The sequence below is a fragment of the Mangrovibacter phragmitis genome (assembly GCF_001655675.1).
In the GTDB taxonomy this organism is placed as follows: domain Bacteria; phylum Pseudomonadota; class Gammaproteobacteria; order Enterobacterales; family Enterobacteriaceae; genus Mangrovibacter; species Mangrovibacter phragmitis.
Window position 1 is genome coordinate 64,329 of record NZ_LYRP01000005.1, and the last position, 21,192, is coordinate 85,520.

Sequence of the window (21,192 nt, forward strand, 5' to 3'; positions counted from 1 at the left end):
ATATATACCACCTTCATCCGGATGCTACATATATGCTGGCGCGGGGATTTAACACACCTCGGTTTTCATGATTAGCTTTATTGTTAATACATAGAAAAACATTGCCACCAGTAGCCCCATTACCATTTGAAGATACAGACAGAGTTCACCGTACTGGCACGCCACTGTGGACATCTGGCAGATACCCTGCAGGAATGTGCCATTCCGCTGGCTTTGCCTGGCAAGGTGGTGTTTAACGCAAAAAAACGGTCATAAGTATAAAAATACCTGTGAATAGTCTGAAAAACATTCACCATATTGCAACATTAACCAATAATAATGATTATCATTGTGGTATTTTTTGTTACAATATTCACAATTAATTCCCTTTTGCACACGATGCCGGGCTTTACCTTCTCGTAGTACATTGAATGTTGAGCATTATCATGCCGTTCCTCGAAATTCAGATTGAGAAGAAATCCGTATGAATCAAATGGTTTATATCGTTGATGATGATAAGTCAGTAAGAGCTGCTCTCAGCAATCTACTGACGGCAGAAGATTATGAGGTTATCGCTTTTCCCTCTGCCAAAGAATTTCTTAGTCATTCGTTAGGTTCTGATCCTTGCTGCCTGATTTTGGATATTAATATGCCAGATGCAGATGGTTTTACCGTGGTTCAGACACTCAATGAGAGAGGGGTTACGATCCCAACAATTTTTCTGACCGGTTTTGGAACCATTCCAGTTACGGTACGCGCAATGAAAACCGGCGCTTGCGAGTTTCTTACCAAACCCGTCATCCCTGACCAACTGATTGAGGTCGTTTCCGAAGCGTTACAGCAGGCGGTGAGTAACTTTACGGTGTCACAGGAACACTATGAAATGACCACCCGTTACCAGTCTTTAACACCGCGAGAAAGTGAGGCTATGATTCTGGCAATAAGTGGTCTGCTGAATAAACAAATCGCTGCGGAAATGGGGATCAGTGAAATCACTGCAAAAGTGCATAAACGCCGGGTAATGGAAAAAATGAACGTTCGCTCCCTTTCTGACCTGGTTCGTGCAGCTGAACGACTGAATATTCGCAATACCCGCCGAAGTTAACCCGGAGCGTCAGGAGGTAATACAGGCAGAGTGAACCAGAAAATACTGCCTTCCCCTGAACGATTTTCCCCGTGTAATTCACCACCGTGTTTTTTGATGATGCTGCTGCTAATAGCCAACCCCATTCCCATACCTTCTTGTTTTGTAGTGTAAAATGATTCAAAGATACGGCCTTTTACTTCATCTGCCATGCCTTCACCTGTATCCAGCACTTCGACGCAAATGATACCTGGTTCAGGATTGGATGTTACAAGTGTCAGTACCAGCGGCCGGTTCGTGATGCTACCCATAGCATCAATAGCATTAACCACCAGATTGAGCAGTACTTGCTGAATTTGAATACAGTCGCACCATATATCAGCACAACTGGCCTCCAGCTTTATCTGCAAAGCAATCCACTTTCTTTCAATTTCGGCGCGTGACAGAGCAAGAATATCACGGGCAATAGAATGCAAATTGGCTCTGGAGAAGACCGACTCCTGTTTACGCGTTAAAGACTGCAGGCCACGGATAATATCGCCAGCCCGTTTCCCTTCATTGAGAATTTCCTCAAGGCTAAAGCAGGCATTGTTTATATGGCTTTGCTCTCTTTTCAGCCAGCGTAAACTTGCCCCCGCATGAGAGACAATAGACATCAGAGGTTGATTGATCTCATGGGCAATTGAAGCCGTAAGTTGCCCAACCGTTGTAGCCCGTGACACTCTGGCCAGTTCAGCATGAGCTAAGCGCGCAGCATCTTCAGCCCTCCGTTGAACCGTGATGTCGGAAATCGTTCCAAAATACTCTTTGGTTTCCGGCCAGTTAGCAACCGGTTCACCAATACCTTTAATAAAACGGCATTCTCCGTCAAGCCGAAATATACGAAACTCAGCCTGCATGTTTACACCATTACGAACACTTTCCTGAACCAGCTCATTAATTACTTTATGATCGTCAGGATGAACAAATGTCATAAAATCAGCCATGGAGAACATGCTTACTTGCTGAGACAAGCCAAGTATGCGGACATATTCATCAGAGACATGCATCTGATCCTGTTCGACTTCCCAGCTCCAGGTACCTGTATGGCTTATTTTTTCCCCAAGCATGAGCGACGTCTGGCTGTCTCGCAGTTGTTTCTCTACTCGCCGCCTGTGAATATTCTCTTCCAGCAACTCTGCATATAACCGGGCTGTTTCGATTGATACGGCAGCCTGGGCACTAAGGGTTTTTACAATATGTGACTGTTCAGCAGTGAATACATCGGGCATCAGCCGGTTTTCCAGGTAGAGAACGCCCACCATTTTTGCCTGTTTGAACATCGGTACACACATAACTGCCGCGCCAGAAGAAACCAGGTAAGGATCATGGCTGAACGGGCTAAATTCCTCCGGCTTACCCGTGCGAATTTCCTGTCCGGTACGAATCACGGCAGATAACACAGAGAGCGGTAAATCGCTTTGTTCTGGTTGCTCTTTCACCATTACCACTTTTACACCATCAACATTTGCTTCTGCCCGCGCTTCAATCTCGGGAAGATTCCCATCTGTGATACGTATTAACATGCATCGCTGTGCCCCCGACCTTTCCAGCAGTATGCGCATAAGAGTCTGAATCAGGCGGTCAAGGTTTATCTCTTCTGTTAACGCACGCACAGCAGCGACGACACTTTCTAAATCACGAATCGCTTCATCCTCGAATTGCATGGTTGTACCTGCATTACTGCGGTTTTGCACAGCCAAATGTAAATAGCGCTGTTCAAGTTGGCAGACCTTGCTCAGTGCTCCCCAATTTCGCCAGTTACTGACTGCACCTTTTATATATGCGTCACCAGCAACATCTAACTGCCAGCTTTTGGCACAATACCCAGCTAACTCGTATGCCAGTGCAGTGATGTGAACGTAACCGTTTCGGGAAGAGAGATTAATCGCCTCGTCATAATGCCTGAGCGCAGTGCCTTCACGCCCCTCAATACGCGCTAACTCAGCAGCCAGTAAAGCCGCTTTATCGGCGAATAAATCCGGGTTGAGTTGTGCCCATTGTGTTATTTTTACGGCATATTTCCGCGCAGTAACAATGGCAGAAGACTCAGCCCCTGAGGGCAGAGGAATAGTCAAACTCAGTGCACTGTAAAAATAAAGGTCGAGCAGATAGATATATCCGGGTACTGAATTGACCAGTTGGTGTGCTTTGGAAAAAGAAGACAATGCAAGAGAGTATTCTGTGGCAAAAAAATACGCCATTCCCCGGTAAAGCCATGACCAGAACAGAACCATTGCTTTTGGGCCTGAAACAGGACCAGGTTCACTCCCGATTAAATATTCAGAGAAAATACACTCGCCATTAGAGTTGTTACCCTCATGATTCCCTCGTAAATAAACAACCAGTTGCTTTTGCATCAATAAAACATTTTCAACATCGGGGTAGAAAGACTTTTGCGTGAAAGCCAGACCACGTTCGATAGTTGTTTGGATTGATTCAAGATAATCACCACGAGTCAAATAATTCATCACCTGGTGGCGTAATGAAAGACAGGCAAAGGACTTGTCGCCATGAGCAACAGAGACATCAAAGCTTTTTTTCGCACAATCAATTGAAAACTCCAGCTTTTGTGTCCAGATACCAATCTGATCAAGTGGCAAAAGTGTCCGTGCTTTGAAACGCAAAAAATCATGTTGTTCTGCCAACCTGGCAGCTAACGATCCACATTTAAAGCCGTAATGGTATTCCTGGTAACGATCGATAATCAGTACACTAAACCACGACAAACCAAATACCGATGCACCCGTAATACCGTGTTCGAGTGTGATTTCAAGAATTTTACACACCAGCAATAAATGTAATTCGGGGCAATCATAAGAAGACGCATAAATAGTGCTGGCCAACAAGTTCAGAATGGCTTCTTGCTCTTGATCAACCATTACTGGCAATGCCCCAATGCTCATTTCCGGCACATCGCCCAGGCGAGAACGTAAGTTCAGCCATGCCGTATGGCATTCAGTTACATCAGGGTGACGATTAAACTGAATACCAAATACGGTTAGCCAGGCCAGTGCGGTTTCCAGTGCAAGGAAATTATCAGACTGCCGCATATGGATTTCAGCTGAAAGACAAGCTGCTACTGATTTTTGAGTAAGGCTACCCGGTTCTTTGAGAAGTGACGTACACAGTGATTGTGCAGCATCCAGGTTTCCCAGCCGAAACTGGCATTCTGCCTCCTCAACGCCAAGCGCAAAAAAAGCCGGGGCCAGGCGACTGGTATCCAGTGCGCGTGCTGTTTTGATATAACGCATAGCTGAAATATAATCGCCCGCTCTGCGGGCAAGTTGTACTGCATTGAAGCTTAGATGAAAATAAATTTGCCGTTGCTCTGTACTGAACCTGGCTTCTGTCACCATTGAAATATGATGTACAGCTTTAATCAGGGTTTCATTACTGTTTGTCTCTAAAGCATCTTCAGACAACACACTTGCGGACTTAAGATGAATGTGTCGTTTTAGCTCATCACTTATCAATAAAAAAGCAGCGTTATGCACCCGTGCATGGGTAAATGTATATTCATCACCAATAATAGCGATGAATTTCTCACTAATAGCAGGCCTGAGCCCTTGCTGAATATCATCCTGATTTATTTCTAACACCCGGCTTAATAAGCCCAACTCACCTTTGCCACCCAAACAAGCCAGGTGTCCTAACAACTGGCGAGTAGACTCGGGCATTCGCTCCAATTGGCGCACAATAATGCTGGCAACATTATCGGTTGAAGCACAAGCAAATAATGCGGCCCGGTCATAATGCCATTTCAGTGGCTTATAAGTGCAAAAAATAAGTCCATCATCGACGGCCTGCTTAAAAAATACTTGTACAAAAAGTGGGTTACCCGCTGTTTTTTCATAAACCAACTGAGCCAGTTCATTAATACTGCAAGGGCGAATATGTAATCTTGCAGCCAGCCAGCGTGCAACCATTTTGGTATTCAGCGGCATTGGTGTAATTTCGGTTACTCGCGCAGCTGAACTGCGAATTTTGGTCAGCATCTCTGATATAAGAGAGCAAGGCGCAGGGTCGGCATCACGGTACGCAATGACCAACAGCAGCGGTAAATGTGAATAACGCTGCACAATGTTTTCCAACAGTTGCAAGCTGGCGTGGTCGGCACAATGCACATCGTCAATCAACATTACCAGCGGTTTTCCTGACGACGCAAAAACTTTTACGATTGAGCATGCTACATGGATAAAACGCTCACGTTCATCCGGCAAGGAATCAGATAACGGCTTCGTTGGGGAAATGTTTAATATCTGCCGAAATTCCGCAACCAACTCGATAGCTAAATCCGCATCTTTACCCAAAGCCAGTAATAAACGAGCCCGCCACACCGAGACATCGGTAGCCGATAAACCAAGCAGATACATCACCAAGGAACGAATCAGATTAGCCAGTACAGCATAGGGAGCCTGTGGAGAATGCGGATCTGCTTTGCCGACAGTTAACAAAATCGACTTATGCTGCAGTTTTTTCAGTGCAGAAGCGATAATGGCGGACTTTCCTGAACCAGGGGCTCCACGGATCATGACCAATTGATGAGATCCGCTACGCTGAACCTCATCCAAGGCTTTGATCAACAACTTACCCTGAGCATGTTCCGTAAATAAACTTTCGACGCGATAGTTGGCAGTAAAACGTTCCTGAAGCCCGGGAGTGAAAGACTCTATCGTTCCTTGAGAGGTTATCGTTGCTTTACAGCGGCGCAAATCAGCCAGCAAGCCATCAATGCTTTGGTATCCATCTGTGGGTGATTTAGCCAACAGGCGCAAAATAATCACTGACAATACAGGGGGTGTATCATGGCGAACAAATTCCGGGGGCCGTGGAGGGGTGGCAAGATGGTAGTGAATCCACTCAGACGGCCCGGCCTGTAAAGAACCAAAGGGTAATTTACCCGTCAGCATTTCATAGAGAACAATCCCCAAACTATAAAGATCACTCAGATCACTGACAGGGTAAGATGTTCGGCCTGTATGCTCTGGCGACATATACGCCAGGGTGCCTCCTGAAGCCCGCACATCATTTTTTAGTTGTGTGTTATTGGTTACGGTTGCCATGCCGAAACCACCAAGCCGGTAGGTACCATCATGGTTCAGGAACAGGTGAGCAGGTTTAATATCACCATGCACAATCCCCTGATGGTGAAGTTGTCTTAGTGGTAAACATAACTGAATGGCCCGGTGCAGAAATTCAGTTATTGTCGCAGGTGGTGTGCCAATAACTTCAGCCAGCGTGTGGTAATCAAAGTATGGGTAGACCAGGGCATAACGCCCAAGATGGCGGGTATAGCCAGATGGTTTCACTGCCCAGCCAGGCAAAAGGTGAGAAGACAACGTTAGTTCATTTTTTAATAATTGAGCTGCCTTAAACGCTACCTCTTCAGTGGCCCCCATGGCAATAATCACCGCTTCACCGGTGGCATTTTGCCCCGCCAGCCACACAATACAGCCTTCCTGTACCAGTTGTATCAGGTTGATATCACCCGGCAATGATATGTACTGTTCCTTATTATCATCCTGCTCAATAGAGATAATGCCCATCAATATGCTTTCCCCTGAGACAGCTCATCGCGGATAATGTCCAGTAATATGTCAACATCTATCGGCTTACGCAAAAAGGTCACCGCCCCCAGTGAATGAGCATAGTTTTGTACTGAGTCATCTTGTTCCGCAGAAATAAATATCACTGGTAGTAGAATAGAATGTTTTTTCAGTATCGCGTAGAGCTCAAAACCACTCATGCCTTTCAGCCTGACATCAACAATTAACAGAGCGGTGCCAGTCAAAGCCATAATATCGCGCATTAATTCTTCGCCCGACTCGAACTGGTTGGTGGTATATCCTTCAGAATGCAGTAAATTGCTCAGGCCATTACGGACTGAGCGTTCATCATCAACGATGACAATTTGCTGTGGCAGCACCATGCTGAATCCTCGCAGTTCCTAACAAATGAGGATTTTCCTCAGGGCGTTTTTTCTTCGTCCGGCAGTGGCGTACCACTAATTTTTGCCACACATTCGTGGCGAAACCAGGCAAGAGTTATGGGCTGGCGGTTAATAAGCCGTTTCGCCAGTGGCACCAATTGTTCCCCTACTAACATGCCAAATAACCCCAATAACGCAATAATCGGCGGCGCAGGTGATGAAACATGCATAAGACCGTATAACAGACCCGCCAGAATTCCTGTAATCAGCGAGATAACATAGGATTTCAGCATCATCAGTTCTCCTTACCAACATGTTCCGACACAGGTGCATAAGCAACCGTGTACGGCTTGCTATGTGAAAAGAGTGAGCTTGCCTGACCATGAGGTTGTAACTGGGCAATCAGTTGGCTACCGATAATCATGCCCAATAACCCCACCAGCGCAACAGCAGGTGGAGCCGGAGAGCGTACACGCAGTAGTGCGTAAAAGAGGCCAACTACCACCCCTGCCCCCAGAGAAATCATCATTGGATTCATTGGAATGCTCCCTTGACCAGCACACCGGGTGCTGGTCAATACTGGCAATGTGTAGATGGCAATTAACGTGCTGAAACAGGTGCCAAAGTGCGGTGTTCACTCACCTGGCGAGAAGGCGCTTTATGCACCATGGTGTAGGCATAGTCAACACCAATGCCGTAAGCGCCAGAATGTTCTTTAGCAATTTTCATTACGGCGTCATAGGTATCGCGGTTAGCCCAGTCACGCTGCCATTCGAGCATAACCTGCTGCCAGGTCACTGGCACAACGCCAGCCTGAATCATGCGCTGCATGGCATAATCGTGAGCTTCTTTTGATGTACCACCAGAAGCATCAGCCACCATGTAGATTTCATAGCCGCCTTCAAGCATTGCGCACAATGCAAAAGTGTTATTACAGACCTCTGTCCATAAACCTGAAACAATCACCTTTTTCTTGCCATTTGCCGCCAGTGCATCACGCACTTTTTGGTCATCCCATGAGTTCATGGAAGTACGCTCAAGTATGTCCAGCCCGGGAAAAACATCCAGCAGTTCAGGATAGGTATAGCCAGAGAAGCTCTCTGTTTCGACAGTAGTGATAGTTGTCGGGATGTTAAAAACCTTTGCTGCTTTAGCCAGCGCAACAGTATTGTTTTTCAGCACTTGCCGGTCGATTGACTGCACACCGAATGCCATCTGTGGTTGCTGATCAATAAAAATAATCTGGCTGTTATTGGGAGTGAGGACTTCAAGCTTAGAGTTGGACATGAGTTTACCCATTGAGGTTATTAACGGATTTCCGCAAAACATGCTACGGAGCAAATGTGACCTGGCACTGGTCACCTCAGGGCCAATGTTAGGGGGCAATAAAATTCCGCACTATTATCTCTGCGTATAGGTATACAGACGTATAAGTATCCTTCTGTATAACTAGACGGTGTTAATCTCTCATTCCCATAATCCTGAACTCATTCATGCTGGCGACAGGCGACAGCATCTTTCCTGTTCGAATATTCGGACATCACAGTTCAGGAGGCGCTATGGTGGCACTTGGTAAAGCAGAGCTGATTTTAATCAACGGGAAATTTCACACGGTTGATCGCAGTAACCCCGAAGCACAAGCGGTAGCGATCCGTGACGGGAAATTCCTGGCTGTAGGTAGCCTGGCTGAAATCATGGAACATCATGATGAAGGAACGAAAGTCATCGACCTGAAGGATCACACAGTTATCCCGGGGTTAAATGACTCCCACCTGCACCTGATTCGTGGCGGGCTGAACTACAATCTGGAATTACGTTGGGAGGGTGTTCCCTCGCTTTCTGATGCATTACGTATGTTGAAAGAACAGGCACAGCGCACTCCATCACCTCAATGGGTAAGAGTAGTAGGTGGCTGGACAGAGTTTCAGTTTGCCGAGCGCCGGATGCCAACACTTGAGGAAATTAACGAAGCGGCTCCCGACACCCCAGTATTTATTCTTCACCTCTATGACCGGGCTTTACTGAACCGCGCCGCACTCAATGTTGTGGGATATACCAAAGACACGCCCAATCCTCCAGGAGGCGAAATTCAGCGCGACAGTAATGGCAACCCGACTGGCATGCTGATCGCCCGCCCTAACGCCATGATCCTCTACGCAACCCTGGCAAAAGGCCCAACACTTCCGCTGGATCACCAGATTAATTCGACCCGCCAGTTTATGCGTGAATTAAACCGGCTGGGTATCACCAGCGCAATTGACGCTGGCGGCGGTTTCCAAAACTACCCAGAAGATTATGAAGTCATTGCGAAACTACACAGTGAACAGCAGATGACGGTGCGTATTGCTTATAACTTGTTCACTCAGCGCCCCGGCCATGAGTTGGAAGATTTTGAAAAATGGACTGATATGCTCACTCCGGGCCAGGGAAGTGATTATTTCCGCCATAACGGTGCCGGTGAAATGCTGGTATTTTCTGCGGCCGATTTCGAAGATTTCCTGGAACCACGCCCAGATTTAGCACCCGGTATGGAAGATGAACTGGAACGCGTGGTGCGCCATCTGGTAGAGCACCGCTGGCCATTTCGGCTGCATGCAACCTACAACGAATCAATTAGCCGAATGCTGGATGTGTTTGAAAAAGTGAACCGCGATATTCCTTTTGATGGCCTTCACTGGTTTTTCGACCATGCAGAAACGGTAACCCAGCAAAATATTGACCGTATTAAAGCTCTGGGAGGCGGCATTGCCGTTCAACACCGCATGGCATTCCAGGGTGAGTATTTTGCAGAACGCTATGGGCTCGAAGCAGCAGCACATACTCCACCAGTCACTAAAATGCTGAATACCGGTGTGCCCGTGGGACTGGGAACCGATGCCACTCGTGTTGCCAGTTACAACCCGTGGACTGCGCTCTACTGGTTGGTATCTGGCCGTACTGTTGGCGGAATGCAAATGTATGACGTCAACGCCCGGCTCGATCGAGACACAGCCTTAATGCTCTGGACCCAGGGTAGTGCCTGGTTCTCCAGTGAGCAGGGGCAAAAAGGCCAGATAAAAGTTGGGCAGCTGGCCGACATAGCGGTATTGAGTAAGAACTTTTTCAGTGTTCCGGAAGATGAAATAAAAGGTATTGAATCAGTACTGACTGTGGTGGATGGCAACATTGTTTATGCCGCAGGCTCATTTAGCTCTGAAGCACCACCAGCAATACCTGTCCTGCCGGAGTGGTCGCCTGTTGTTAATGTACCTGGTCACTACCGTAGTGCCCCCCCAGGAGCTGTGACCCGCGCTGGCTTAAAGCCCCGGCAACACCAGTGTAACGGCCCTTGCAGTGTTCACAGCCACCAGCATGATATCGCCCGTGGTGCCAACATCCCTGTGTCAGAAGAGAACGCCTTTTGGGGTGCGCTCGGCTGCAGCTGCTTTGCATTTTAATACCATGAAAACAATACCGTTTATCTCATCTGCGCCCCAGACTGATCTGGGGCTGTTCTTCCTGCGACTCAGTAGTAGTTTGCTACTGCTGTACGTCCATGGTTTACCCAAAGTACTTCACTTCCATGCTGAGCTGGCTCGTATTGAAGATCCTTTTGGCATGGGGCCTTATATGAGTTTACTTCCTGCCATTCTTGCTGAGGTGGTTTGCCCGGTTTTGATAATTCTTGGGGTATGGGCCCGGCTTGCCTGTTTGCCTGTTATTGGTGTCCTGCTGGTAGCCATGCTGTTTGTTCACCCTGACTGGTCTGTTGCTGAGGGGCAGTTTGGCTGGCTATTGCTGATAATTTTCATTACACAGGCAATTACAGGACCGGGGCGCTGGCGCATAGGCAATAACACCAAACAAGGGCTGCACTATGGCACAAGTAAATGATATCCAAAGTTCCAGCCCGGAGCAGGATGATACCGTTACAGTGCGGCCTTCGTCACCATGGCAACCACTCAGACAACCCGTGTTTCGTACGCTCTGGCTGGCAACTGTAGTTTCTAATATTGGTTCATGGATGAACGATGTTGGCGTCAACTGGAGCATGCTCACGCTAAGTAGTGATCCCCTGGCCGTCGCCTTAGTTCAGGCCAGTAGTAGCCTGCCTATGTTTTTATTTGCCCTGCCTTCAGGCGTAATGGCCGATATCGTTGACAGGCGTAAATACTTACTCTTTTCGCAGGTATGGGTATTTATTGTGGCAGCCAGTTTAACGTTGCTCTCAGCGGCCGGGTTAGTGACCCCCTGGGTGTTATTGTTAGCCGCCTTTTTGTTGAGTACCGGAGCTGCAATGAGCTCCCCGCCTTTTCAGGCCATTGTGCCCGACCTGGTGACTAAAGATGAGCTGGGCCCCGCCATTGCGCTTAACTCACTAGGCATTAATATCAGCCGGGCGATTGGCCCTGCACTTGGCGGCCTGATCCTCTCCTTTACCAGCCCCTGGCTCGTGTTTTTACTCAATGCATTATCCGTAACGGGTGTTGCCCTGGTGCTGTATCGCTGGAAATCCGAGCCAACTATACAGCGCCTGCCGCCTGAGCATTTTTTCCAGGCGGTGCGTGTTGGTCTGCGTTACATCTATGCTGCCCCCGTTTTCCGTAATGTGCTGGTACGCACCTGTGCTTTCTTTCTTTTTGGTAGTGCAGGTTGGGCCTTATTGCCCCTGGTGGCACGGACGGAAATGCACCAGGGGCCAGGCGGCTATGGCATGATGCTGGCAAGCATAGGTGTTGGGGCCATTAGTGGTGCAGTGTTGATGCCCAGGTTACGCAAAAGGTTTAGTGCCGATGCATTAATGATGCAGGCCAGTGTGTTATTCGGCCTGATGATGCTGGGCATGGCTTTTATTCGCCATTTCTGGTGGCTCAACCTGTGTGAGTTTTTTATTGGTTTAGCCTGGATAACCATTCTTTCGACTCTCAACCTGGGTGCACAACGTAGTGCCGCCCGGTGGGTTAAGGCCCGGGCACTCGCCGTTTATCTCACGGCATTCTTTGGCTCAATGACCATCGGCAGCACAGTATGGGGTCAACTGGCCGCTCATTATTCAATCCCTTTCTCTCTCAGTACCGCCGCTATTGGGCTGATATTGTCCTGCACTGTTGTCTGGCGCTGGCGGCTTGATAAAGACCCTGACCTCGATCTTGATATCGCCACCCACCGTAATAGCAGCACATTACAACCGAACGTGCATCACAGCCGTGGCCCGGTAATGGTGAGCTACGAATACCGTATTCGCCGCGAAGATGCACATGATTTCACAGTATGTATGCAGGACATGCGGCGCATGAGGCGCCGAAGTGGGGCGATTAACTGGGCTATTTATGAAGATGTACTGCAACCCGGTATTTTTGTTGAAACATTCGTTGTTGATTCCTGGATGGAACACTTACGAGAACAGGAGCGTTACACCATGGATGATAAAAAAATTCAGACCCGGGTGAATACCTTCCATCAGGGAGAACAGGTACCTGAAGTCCGTTATTTGGTTGCTCCGTTCTGACGATGCAATGCCAAATATCAACCACTCAATAAATAAGAGGTTTATGTAATGAGCACATTTACAACTAAAGATGGTACTCAGATTTACTTCAAAGATTGGGGCACCGGCAAGCCAGTGCTCTTCAGCCACGGGTGGCCTCTTGATGCGGATATGTGGGACAGCCAAATGAACTTTCTGGCAGAACAGGGCTACCGCGTTATTGCTTTTGATCGCCGGGGATTTGGCCGCTCGGACCAGCCCTGGAATGGGTATGACTATGACACATTTGCCTCTGACATTAATGATCTGATTAATCATCTTGATCTCAACGAGATTACATTAGTCGGGTTTTCAATGGGTGGTGGCGATGTAACGCGTTATATCGGCAATTATGGGACATCCCGTGTTGCAGCACTGGTGCTACTGGGAGCCGTCACCCCAATATTTGGTAAAGCTGAAGACTACCCGCAAGGTGTGGATTTATCTGTTTTTGCTGGTATTCGTGATGGGCTACGCAAAGACAGGGCTCAATTTATTCGTGATTTTGCTTCACCTTTTTATGGCACTAATGCTGGGCAGCAGGTGTCTGAAGGTGTCATGCACCAGACGCTCAATATTGCCCTGCTGGCATCGCTTAAGGGCACGCTTGATTGTGTTACGGCATTTGCAGAAACAGATTTCCGTGCTGATATAGCTAAAGTGGATGTTCCAACATTAGTTATTCATGGCAGCAATGACCAGGTGGTTCCTTTCGAGACGACGGGCAGGTTATCTGCAGAAATGATCCGGGGTTCAGAGCTCAAAGTATATGACAATGCCCCACATGGCTTTGCCGTTACCCACCAGGAACAACTGAATCAGGATTTGCTGGCATTTTTGCAGCGTTAATTCCACTGAACTAAATACCCCAGAAGCAAAAGCTGCTTTTGCTTCTGGGGTATAAATAAAAGTAATTAATTACAGATTGACGAATTTATGCAAAACACGCACTAACTGAGTCACAAAGCCGTATTCATTGTCATACCATGAGACCGTTTTCACTAACTGGATCCCCCCGGCTTCACTTATTTCCGTTTGCGTAGAATCAAAAACAGATCCAAAAGGTAAACCGACCACATCGGAAGAAACGATAGGATCGTCGGTATACTTAAACGACTCGTTATTTTCACAAGCGCTTTTTACAGCGGCGTTTATCTCGTCTACAGTAACTTGCTTTTCCAGAACAGATACCAGCTCTGTTACCGAACCTGTTTTTACTGGTACACGTTGCGCGTGCCCCTTGAGCTTGCCAGACAGCGACGGGATAACCAGCCCAATCGCTTTGGCAGCCCCAGTGGTGTGAGGAATGATATTTTCAGCAGCAGCCCGGGATGCCCGATAATCTTTACTACGTGGGCCATCAACCAGTGCCTGGGTTCCGGTATAGGCATGCACAGTGGTCATGGTGCCAACTTTAATGCCAAAGTTATCATTGATAACTTTAGCCATAGGTGCCAAACAATTGGTAGTGCAGGATGCAACAGAAATAATGCGGTCCTGAGCGGTAAGCGTGTCATCGTTAACGTTAAACACTATCGTTTTCATCTCACCTGCGGGTGCAGAGATAAGCACTTTTTTAGCGCCCGCATCAAGGTGAGACTGAGCTTTCTGCTCAGAAGTATAAAACCCTGTACACTCAATCACTACATCAACACCTAAATCTCCCCAGGGAATATTTTTCGCCTCTTTCTCGGCAAAAACCTTTATATGGTGGTTGCCAACCACCAGGCTTTCACCATCAGCACTCACCGGTACAGGAAAAGCACCGTAGTTAGAGTCATACTTCAGTAAATAAGCCAGCATATCCGGTGAAGTCAGGTCATTAATCGCAACAACAGTGACATCTTCATTTTGTTCAATGAGGCGGCGCAGAACTAACCGGCCAATACGCCCAAAACCATTGATACCAATTTTTTTCATGACAGAAACTCCAGGTAAAAGTAAGCAGGTATTAGCGACAGACAGAGAGATAGCATCCATATCTTCACTGCCAGTCATCCCTTACTGGTCTAATGAAAAATATCAGCCTGGGTGCTGGACTAAGATGAATATTCAGATGCCGGAACCCTTCCATTTTCTCCGGGAGAAAAGAGCGTTCCCATTGCCGTGACAGCAAGACTTAGCCAGAGCCAGCTGACTGTTTTATTTGTTCAGGATCACTATCAATGATGCATATGCCAAAAGATAGTTATACAAATGGATAGGTATACAATGAGATAATTGTTTTTTCTGTATCACTATTATCTTATTCTTTTTTCAGTATTTTCGGAGAATGTGTTCCGCGTCTGAAGTTTTATCCGTTGTACTCTCTACCGGGGAGGTTAAGGCTGGGGCTGACGACTTCAGTGACCATGCTATATACCGTTATTAAAGCAACATGAAATATACGATTATGATGTCCAAAACCAGCAGTAGTTGCAAAGTGAAACTTTCTGTCCACCTTGAACTTCAATAGCGAATAACGCTCAGGAAAGCCAGGCGGTCATATTAATAGCTAAACTTCATTTAACCAGTCATATGGTGACTTAACAGCCAATATAAGCACACTAACACCCCTAAGATAAAAATCATTAACTAACCGCGATTAACAATAAAAATTTAGCTTTGGATAATTTAAAAAACCAATTAGCCACTCGAAAAAGAATAACAAAATAAAATAACCTGTCGCTCAGAAAAATTTCTCATATCGCAAAAAACAGATTAAAGATATCGCCATTCCAACCGTTATACATAGGGTACTCCTGGATTCAGGGAATAACTTTACTGGCAAGGTTGATAATAAAAATCATTCTGTCATTTATATAGGGAAAGTAACAAGTGAAAAACAATCTGTTAATAACTGGCGTATTGTCTTTAGCTTTTCTGACTGGTTGCGCAGGGAATCTTCATCCACATGCAGTACAAGCGGCTAACGGTAGTTCAGTGCAAGTAGCGACTATTTTTGCGCCAACGGAATTGAACAATAACCGCTACGCAGATACCGCATTGCGTGAAGTAACCCCGGCACACGCGGGCACCGGAATGGGAATAGCAATAGCAAGCGCCATATTGGGTGGCGGAATCAGCACCAACTCTTTCGATAAACACAACTACAAAGGCACTACCATCGATTCGCTCCCGGAGCCCACATCCCATTACTTTGGCCCGAAAGCCGAAAACAAAATTCGGGACTGGCTGGCAAAAAATGGCAACGGTTATACCTGGACCCAGCCACTGTTTATTGCCGCATCTGAGTGGTCGCTGGTATACACCAATTTATCTGCCAATGACAGTAACTACGATTTAACCTACCGGGTTAAGTTCTATAAACGCCCGGAAGGTGGCAATATGTTCAGCAATTACGTGATATCCGAATGTGAGCCAACACATGTCACTGCGCCTTTGAACGACTGGCAGGCAAACAATTACGCCAAAGTTACCCAGGAAACAGAGAAAATGATGGATTTCTGCCTGCTTGAACTGGAAAGCCAGCTACCACGCCTGTTAGCAAAATGATGCTGTGAGACAGACCCGTTGCCCCACATGCCTTACCCGGCTAACCGCTTCTGGTCTGTCGCCTGAACTTTTTGTTTCGGTTCAACGAAATTTTATATTTCCAGCATGAATTCAAGCCAGCGGTGAGTGTAAGCATACTTATTTTAGTTCCATGCAATTTTTGAGACTTCCGGTGTTTCAGCCATCAGCCGATACTCTTCCTGTAGTCCCTCCAGTTTTTATGCTGGCAGGGGCTGTTAATGCAGGTGCATTAACAACGCCCCGGAAAACAGGCAGACGTGGCGGGGAATCTGCATATCGTTTAATGGCGTGTGTATAGGAATCCAGGACTGAACAGGGACATATACACAATCCTGTACGCACTCTGTGTCGAATTCTACTGGGTGGTTACGAACGGCGAGGGACTAAAAAACGGGAAAATATTTATAAAATCAGGGTGGTTATGGGTAAATACGGTCGTTTTGGGAAGTTGAAATGGTGATAATAGGAACTAAACCTGACTCATATAACATTGATATTATTAACTAATGTTATGTTTCAACTACCTACATGCCCCCAATGATGCCCCCATATGTTTTTCTGCCCTGAATGGCTGGGTATTTTTTGAATAACCTAATGTTTCATCCTGAATGCTTCAGCCATCATCCCGATCTTATGCATATGGTTATTGTTGCATGCCATTTTATGCGCTTCGGGTTTAAGGATGATAATCAGCAGATAGGCATCGGGATCCATCGCACCTTGGCAGTATACCAAATGGGCCTGATCGCTGGTTCGTTTGAACTGACGTAAAAACTTCGGAAAAGGGGCATCTGCATCGGCAAGATGAATGTGGGCCACCTGCTCTTCTTTTACCAAAGGATAGGTGCGATCATCATCGTAAGGCGCATCACGCCCAAAGGTATCTGGCAACACGCCATCCTTTTTATAGGACAGAAAATCCGCCGCCAAATCATCAAGCTCTTGTTGGCTTAATTGTTGACGGATCAGTGCTGACTTGAAAATCCTGATACTCATTCCGTGAACTCGGTCAGATCCTTATCTGAGGCGTTTTGCAACAGTCTCTGCCCACTATCCGCAATATCACTTAAACGCTCAGCCGTTGGCCTGAACCGCGCAGCGGTATGAACCCTGCCCTGCTTCTCTTCCAACAGATCGATCAGTTCTTCAAACACCCTGGCACTGACCATGTAGCCAGCGGGACGGTTGTTGGAGAGAACGGCAACCGGTTCATCAATGAAATATTTAGCCGGGTTTTTTCTTAACTCGGTGATGTTGATAGATTTTTCTGCGAGGATGCGTTCCATAGCTCACCTGAAAGCATGTTTTATTATATACATTATAATGCACATGAAAGCGTACATCTAGTTTTGTGTTTATTAAATGTGCGGAGGCGATTAAAGTCTACTAAAGAACAGAAGATAAACTGCGACGTTTTGAAACGCGAAACGCTGTCAGAAACGAAGAAAGCTGTAGAACTATTATTGGTCTATCGTGCTAATCACCAAACGTGATCAAGTTGGCATGTAAACCACTTTGGACGGCTCAAACGTGGCATTCTGGCAGATAGTGAAAACAAAGTGTTTCACTCATACCGCCCTGCCGTGTTCAGTAAACTAAACGCAGCCGGAATTGGCGAAGTGCGCCTGGCGTTGCTGGTTGGTCACTCTTCTGGAACTACGAAAAGTTTCACCATGTATTCTAAATCAGCGCCTGAGCGTATTGTGAAAGAGTTGCAGAGCTATGTTGAGCTAAAATGAAAAAAGGGGGGCTAATGCTCCTTTCTATTCTGTTAGGCTTGTTTCTTCTCGTTCCACGCATCAGAGTGAAGAATGTTACCCTCTTTATAAAGATGGGTAATTTTTTCATAGCTCAAGGAAACATCTTCCATGTGCCCTGTACCTGTTACATTGCGGGTATCATGCATAACAGGGCTATGGCTAACCACTTTCACATTTTCTAAATGTGATCGTGTAATAAATTTCCTCCTGTCTACTGTAATTAATCCGGTAGAAATTAAATTCAGCGGTTTTAAGTGTCTGCCCTGTGGCAACTGCTTTAAACAGGTACGGCGATGAACTGTCAATTTCTTTGGTGAAATTGAATGAGCAGTGTTGACGGGAACCAGTAACTTTACCAGTGAGTGAGTCTGTGGGAATAACTATGCCGTGCTGCAAACTGAGTAGCTCTATGCTTCCATCACGCCCGTGAACATCACAAGATCCCATAATCTGGGAACCGCCATCATCTTTTAAAATTAGGTGAACAGGTACAGCCATTTATTAAGCTCCTTGCAATTAGTCGTATAACCATTTCCCGGCTTTAGCTGACTCGATCAGCATACCGATAGTGAAATCTGGAACGGGGATCGGGGGAAATTTCTTGAACGGATTCCATGAAAAAGGCTCGTCAGGGTAGTATGTTTCAATCTTAAATTGGCCTCTTTCCACCTGAAACTCTTTAAAAAATTCGTCCATCAAATCTTCAGCTTCACCAACATCTAACAGCATGTCAGTATCAAAATCAGTGTCCCTCGTTAACAACCTTTGCTTTTTCTCGTTGTTAAATAAATAAACACCATTATAGCGCCTTGCCAATTCAAAAATACGTTGCTCAATGTCATCTACCATAATTTATCGTTGCCCCGTGCTATGCGGTTATAGTCACGTATAGCGCAGTAGGTGATCTGTGACACATCAGCCAATAAAATAACTTCACCGACAAGGGGAATAGTTCGCCCTACAAAGGTACTCACTTTCGCTACCATTCGCCGCTCAGCCGTCCAGGGCGTATAACCACCAACCCACGTTAGCAACTTTATCCCATAAGGAAATTTTGCGGTCTTGAAAAACTTCCGCATTGTTTTTGATACTCGCGAAGTACCTCCTTTTGCGCCTTTAGGTTTCGTTCGGGTTTTCTGGTTATTGACACCACTGTAAAGGGCGACAACAGCCACAACATCATCAATCCCAAAATGATCCGCTGTTGTTTCGCAGAAAATCATGAAAAACAATTCAGAGGCGGTAAGATTTGATTTTCCCGCATAGAAGTACGTTCCGTTTAGCTCTTCTACTGTATCCATCAGTAACCCTATAATCCCTAATGATTTTCTCGCTTATCGTACACCTACGCAACCGGATAGAGGAAAAATTTCTTCCGGGAAAAGTCTGATTCTGTGAAACAAAATGAAGGTGATAAACCAGATCAGAACATCGTATTAGCAGCCCTGGCTAATTTGATTTCTGCTTCTTCTTCCCGCATTTGAGCTAACCAGGATTTACCCTCTGGAGTTGCCAGAAATTTACGGGCATGGATCTTACGGTTGTTGCGCTTAGTCGCGTGTCCACTAATGGTGGGGAGGATCAGGAGTGTCTCTGATAGCAAAGAGTGGACAGAATATTTTTTATCACTCTAATATTTTCTTCATACATAACCCTTATAATCATCGACACCGCCATGTTTGACATTCACAGTAACATTCCAGGCATTTTGAAACTGCATAGCTAAAGCAGTACATGAATTACATGTTGCTCTATCTGTAAATAGATTCACATTCCCCTCGGTTGTATAATGTGGAATACCTCTCCTTTGTAAATCTTTGCTAATCGTTTGGCTAAGGTCTTCAAAAACAGCCACTTCTGAATCAAAATCCCTTTCGTGGTGATCAACGAATGTTTGAAAGTGCTGATCATCATAATCCGTGGAGACAACCTGATGAGTTCCAAAACCTCGCTGCGCCGGAGCCCTTAACTTGTGACCGACTTCGTATTTCCCACTACGTCCTGCATAACTGCCTGAGTAATTCAAAGTCAGTGGTCTTCCAGATATAGAAAATCTGACAGTAATATCGTAGTAAAGCGTAGCATAATTACGGTTGCTATCTTCATAATCATCAAGTTTTGGCACGAGATGTGACTGATGGTATCCAGAAATGCCTTGTTGATAACTTACAGAGCTCACTGGTTCCAGGTTTAGATTGGTAGCATGGAAATAGATCAGTTTTTTGTCTAATCCATATTCAAAATAATTTGGTACATTATCCCAGTTAAAGTCACCGTTGTTCAATCGCGTTTGTTCTTCTTCACTTAATGATGAATAATCATTGATGAGTGATGTTCTGATTTTTTCTACATCCCCTCGCGTACGCTTTCCATAATTAGGGTATCCTTGATGGCTATAACGTTCAAGTTGATGTACATAATATACTACTTTGTTTAAAAAACCTTCTACTGTGCCTTTCCTTTGCACTACACTATATCTTGATACAGCATTTCGAACCTGCTCTGGAATTAGTTCTAATGAGTTATTTTTAATTGCTCTTAACTGGGTATATTTATCCGAATTACCATATGATTTTTCAACATCTATTGAATAATACGAATTGTTTTCAAAAGTTGGCTTAGAGCTATTCGCAACGTTTTCTTTATCATTATGTTTCTGGATAGAAAAATCGTTACCTGGTTCCTGAGTTTTTCTTTGTGCAACACTTTCCAGGCGATTATCTGCAATGCAAAAACCTTGTCTGTTTACCCCTTTCCGCTGAGAGATAGAATGAATAACCGCCCTGCATTTATTCTGTTTCAGCATCTTGATTTGTTCATACATATCTCAAACCTTTTAGGTTGGTTCTATTCAATGTTCTGCCTTTGAAAAATAAATAACCTTTGCAGTTGACTGATATTTTTCTGAAAGTTAAGTATTTTTATGGCCGGAATAAAACAGCTGTATTCCCTGTCACACACTACCAAACGCTGTGAAAGCATTGTCAATATAATGTCGTCCGGGCAAACAAGATATCCCTTGATCTTTGGCTTCAACCCTGTGGTCGGGCCAGGCACAAAGCCAGACTATTAAAAATGACCACAACCAGCCATAAATTAGCTTAGCATAAGGAGTGCCAGTTGCTAAATCGGTTAACAAAATACACAGACAGCTCAATTCAAAAAAAGGTTAAGTCGATCTTTCTGTTAACCGGCCTGGAGATACCGGTAAGTGTCAAGGTAGTTGGCCCCCGGGTTAATTTAAGTAGCCTGTTTTTGCCGCGCCGGATTCAGTGTTACCGGGCCTTCCGTTTGCCTGTTTCTCGTTCTGCCTGATCATTGTTCGGGATAGGCTTTCTGTGCCATCCGGTACAGGTCATCACGCTGTTTTAGCAGG

The 21,192-nt window shown here is 45.9% G+C and carries 18 protein-coding genes and 1 pseudogene; 7 read left to right on the forward strand and 12 right to left on the reverse strand.

The window, feature by feature from the left end; all coding sequences use genetic code 11:
• The first annotated feature begins 463 nt into the window (after window positions 1–463).
• Window positions 464–1,084 (forward strand): response regulator transcription factor, encoded by a 621-nt coding sequence (locus A9B99_RS07980; protein ID WP_064596393.1) that lies wholly within the window; start codon window positions 464–466, stop codon window positions 1,082–1,084.
• On the opposite strand, the gene A9B99_RS07985 is transcribed toward A9B99_RS07980, so the two are convergent.
• From A9B99_RS07985 to A9B99_RS08005, 5 genes are all read right to left on the reverse strand, one after another.
• Entirely contained in the window at window positions 1,081–6,651 is a 5,571-nt protein-coding gene (locus A9B99_RS07985; protein WP_064596395.1) for an ATP-binding sensor histidine kinase, read from the reverse strand. The genes A9B99_RS07980 and A9B99_RS07985 overlap by 4 nt on opposite strands.
• The gene (locus A9B99_RS07990; RefSeq protein ID WP_064596397.1) at window positions 6,651–7,034 is read right to left on the reverse strand and encodes a response regulator transcription factor; all 384 of its coding nucleotides are present in this window, start codon (window positions 7,032–7,034) and stop codon (window positions 6,651–6,653) included. Before A9B99_RS07990 ends, A9B99_RS07985 begins: the two co-directional genes overlap by 1 nt.
• Window positions 7,035–7,072: 38 nt before the next feature.
• Window positions 7,073–7,327, reverse strand: coding sequence for a XapX domain-containing protein (locus A9B99_RS07995; protein ID WP_064596515.1), 255 nt, complete (start codon window positions 7,325–7,327; stop codon window positions 7,073–7,075).
• A gap of 2 nt (window positions 7,328–7,329) precedes the next feature.
• Window positions 7,330–7,572 (reverse strand): DUF1427 family protein, encoded by a 243-nt coding sequence (locus A9B99_RS08000; RefSeq protein ID WP_051691267.1) that lies wholly within the window; start codon window positions 7,570–7,572, stop codon window positions 7,330–7,332.
• Window positions 7,573–7,634: 62 nt separating this feature from the next.
• A complete protein-coding gene (locus A9B99_RS08005; RefSeq protein ID WP_036104379.1) occupies window positions 7,635–8,321 on the reverse strand; it encodes a hydrolase in 687 nt (228 codons plus the stop codon).
• Window positions 8,322–8,593: 272 nt separating this feature from the next.
• Between A9B99_RS08005 and A9B99_RS08010 the strand changes: the two genes are divergently transcribed.
• From A9B99_RS08010 to A9B99_RS08025, 4 genes are read left to right on the forward strand one after another with little or no spacing between them, the layout of a single operon-like run.
• Window positions 8,594–10,471 carry an amidohydrolase gene (locus A9B99_RS08010; protein WP_064596399.1) on the forward strand — a complete coding sequence of 626 codons (1,878 nt, stop codon included), beginning with the start codon at window positions 8,594–8,596 and terminating at the stop codon, window positions 10,469–10,471.
• Window positions 10,472–10,475: 4 nt separating this feature from the next.
• Window positions 10,476–10,907: a DoxX family protein gene (locus tag A9B99_RS08015; protein WP_064596518.1), complete on the forward strand. Its 432-nt coding sequence runs from the start codon at window positions 10,476–10,478 to the stop codon at window positions 10,905–10,907.
• Entirely contained in the window at window positions 10,891–12,522 is a 1,632-nt protein-coding gene (locus A9B99_RS08020; protein ID WP_064596401.1) for an MFS transporter, read from the forward strand. The genes A9B99_RS08015 and A9B99_RS08020 overlap by 17 nt, the downstream gene beginning before the upstream one ends.
• Window positions 12,523–12,570: 48 nt before the next feature.
• Window positions 12,571–13,389: an alpha/beta fold hydrolase gene (locus A9B99_RS08025; RefSeq protein WP_064596403.1), complete on the forward strand. Its 819-nt coding sequence runs from the start codon at window positions 12,571–12,573 to the stop codon at window positions 13,387–13,389.
• Between the two features lie 69 nt (window positions 13,390–13,458).
• Here A9B99_RS08025 and gap read toward each other — a convergent pair whose 3' ends face one another.
• Complete coding sequence (gap, locus tag A9B99_RS08030; protein WP_064596521.1) at window positions 13,459–14,460, reverse strand: type I glyceraldehyde-3-phosphate dehydrogenase; 1,002 nt, start codon at window positions 14,458–14,460, stop codon at window positions 13,459–13,461.
• A gap of 897 nt (window positions 14,461–15,357) precedes the next feature.
• On the opposite strand from gap, the gene A9B99_RS08035 reads away from it, so the two are divergent.
• Window positions 15,358–16,035, forward strand: a complete 678-nt coding sequence (locus A9B99_RS08035) for a hypothetical protein (protein ID WP_064596405.1) — start codon at window positions 15,358–15,360, stop codon at window positions 16,033–16,035.
• A 612-nt stretch (window positions 16,036–16,647) separates the two neighbouring features.
• Here the strand turns inward: A9B99_RS08035 and A9B99_RS08040 are convergent.
• Window positions 16,648–17,052 carry a type II toxin-antitoxin system YafO family toxin gene (locus A9B99_RS08040; RefSeq protein WP_064596406.1) on the reverse strand — a complete coding sequence of 135 codons (405 nt, stop codon included), beginning with the start codon at window positions 17,050–17,052 and terminating at the stop codon, window positions 16,648–16,650.
• Complete coding sequence (yafN, locus tag A9B99_RS08045; RefSeq protein WP_064596408.1) at window positions 17,049–17,342, reverse strand: type I toxin-antitoxin system antitoxin YafN; 294 nt, start codon at window positions 17,340–17,342, stop codon at window positions 17,049–17,051. Before yafN ends, A9B99_RS08040 begins: the two co-directional genes overlap by 4 nt.
• A 273-nt stretch (window positions 17,343–17,615) precedes the next feature.
• Here yafN and A9B99_RS08050 point away from each other — a divergent pair, with 273 nt between their 5' ends.
• Entirely contained in the window at window positions 17,616–17,795 is a 180-nt protein-coding gene (locus tag A9B99_RS08050; protein WP_064596410.1) for a site-specific integrase, read from the forward strand.
• 32 nt (window positions 17,796–17,827) lie between these two features.
• Here the strand turns inward: A9B99_RS08050 and A9B99_RS08055 are convergent.
• From A9B99_RS08055 to A9B99_RS08070, 4 genes and pseudogenes are all read right to left on the reverse strand, one after another.
• Window positions 17,828–18,314: pseudogene (locus A9B99_RS08055) on the reverse strand (Hcp family type VI secretion system effector).
• A gap of 18 nt (window positions 18,315–18,332) precedes the next feature.
• A complete protein-coding gene (locus A9B99_RS08060) occupies window positions 18,333–18,665 on the reverse strand; it encodes a DUF1493 family protein (protein WP_064596412.1) in 333 nt (110 codons plus the stop codon).
• Window positions 18,659–19,117, reverse strand: a complete 459-nt coding sequence (locus A9B99_RS08065; protein WP_064596414.1) for an STM2901 family protein — start codon at window positions 19,115–19,117, stop codon at window positions 18,659–18,661. Before A9B99_RS08065 ends, A9B99_RS08060 begins: the two co-directional genes overlap by 7 nt.
• A gap of 341 nt (window positions 19,118–19,458) precedes the next feature.
• On the reverse strand, window positions 19,459–20,640 hold the full coding sequence (locus tag A9B99_RS08070) for a deaminase domain-containing protein (RefSeq protein WP_064596416.1): 1,182 nt from the start codon (window positions 20,638–20,640) through the stop codon (window positions 19,459–19,461).
• Window positions 20,641–21,192: the final 552 nt, after the last annotated feature.

Excerpts from the sequence above, each read along its gene's own strand:
- A9B99_RS07980 (WP_064596393.1), top strand. The coding sequence starts at position 464 with ATGAATCAAATGGTTTATATCGTTGATGATGATAAGTCAGTAAGAGCT.
- A9B99_RS07985 (WP_064596395.1), bottom strand. The coding sequence starts at position 6,651 with ATGGGCATTATCTCTATTGAGCAGGATGATAATAAGGAACAGTACATA.
- A9B99_RS07990 (WP_064596397.1), bottom strand. The coding sequence starts at position 7,034 with ATGGTGCTGCCACAGCAAATTGTCATCGTTGATGATGAACGCTCAGTC.
- A9B99_RS07995 (WP_064596515.1), bottom strand. The coding sequence starts at position 7,327 with ATGCTGAAATCCTATGTTATCTCGCTGATTACAGGAATTCTGGCGGGT.
- A9B99_RS08000 (WP_051691267.1), bottom strand. The coding sequence starts at position 7,572 with ATGAATCCAATGATGATTTCTCTGGGGGCAGGGGTGGTAGTTGGCCTC.
- A9B99_RS08005 (WP_036104379.1), bottom strand. The coding sequence starts at position 8,321 with ATGTCCAACTCTAAGCTTGAAGTCCTCACTCCCAATAACAGCCAGATT.
- A9B99_RS08010 (WP_064596399.1), top strand. The coding sequence starts at position 8,594 with ATGGTGGCACTTGGTAAAGCAGAGCTGATTTTAATCAACGGGAAATTT.
- A9B99_RS08015 (WP_064596518.1), top strand. The coding sequence starts at position 10,476 with ATGAAAACAATACCGTTTATCTCATCTGCGCCCCAGACTGATCTGGGG.
- A9B99_RS08020 (WP_064596401.1), top strand. The coding sequence starts at position 10,891 with ATGGCACAAGTAAATGATATCCAAAGTTCCAGCCCGGAGCAGGATGAT.
- A9B99_RS08025 (WP_064596403.1), top strand. The coding sequence starts at position 12,571 with ATGAGCACATTTACAACTAAAGATGGTACTCAGATTTACTTCAAAGAT.
- gap (WP_064596521.1), bottom strand. The coding sequence starts at position 14,460 with ATGAAAAAAATTGGTATCAATGGTTTTGGGCGTATTGGCCGGTTAGTT.
- A9B99_RS08040 (WP_064596406.1), bottom strand. The coding sequence starts at position 17,052 with ATGAGTATCAGGATTTTCAAGTCAGCACTGATCCGTCAACAATTAAGC.
- yafN (WP_064596408.1), bottom strand. The coding sequence starts at position 17,342 with ATGGAACGCATCCTCGCAGAAAAATCTATCAACATCACCGAGTTAAGA.
- A9B99_RS08060 (WP_064596412.1), bottom strand. The coding sequence starts at position 18,665 with ATGGTAGATGACATTGAGCAACGTATTTTTGAATTGGCAAGGCGCTAT.
- A9B99_RS08065 (WP_064596414.1), bottom strand. The coding sequence starts at position 19,117 with ATGGATACAGTAGAAGAGCTAAACGGAACGTACTTCTATGCGGGAAAA.
- A9B99_RS08070 (WP_064596416.1), bottom strand. The coding sequence starts at position 20,640 with ATGTATGAACAAATCAAGATGCTGAAACAGAATAAATGCAGGGCGGTT.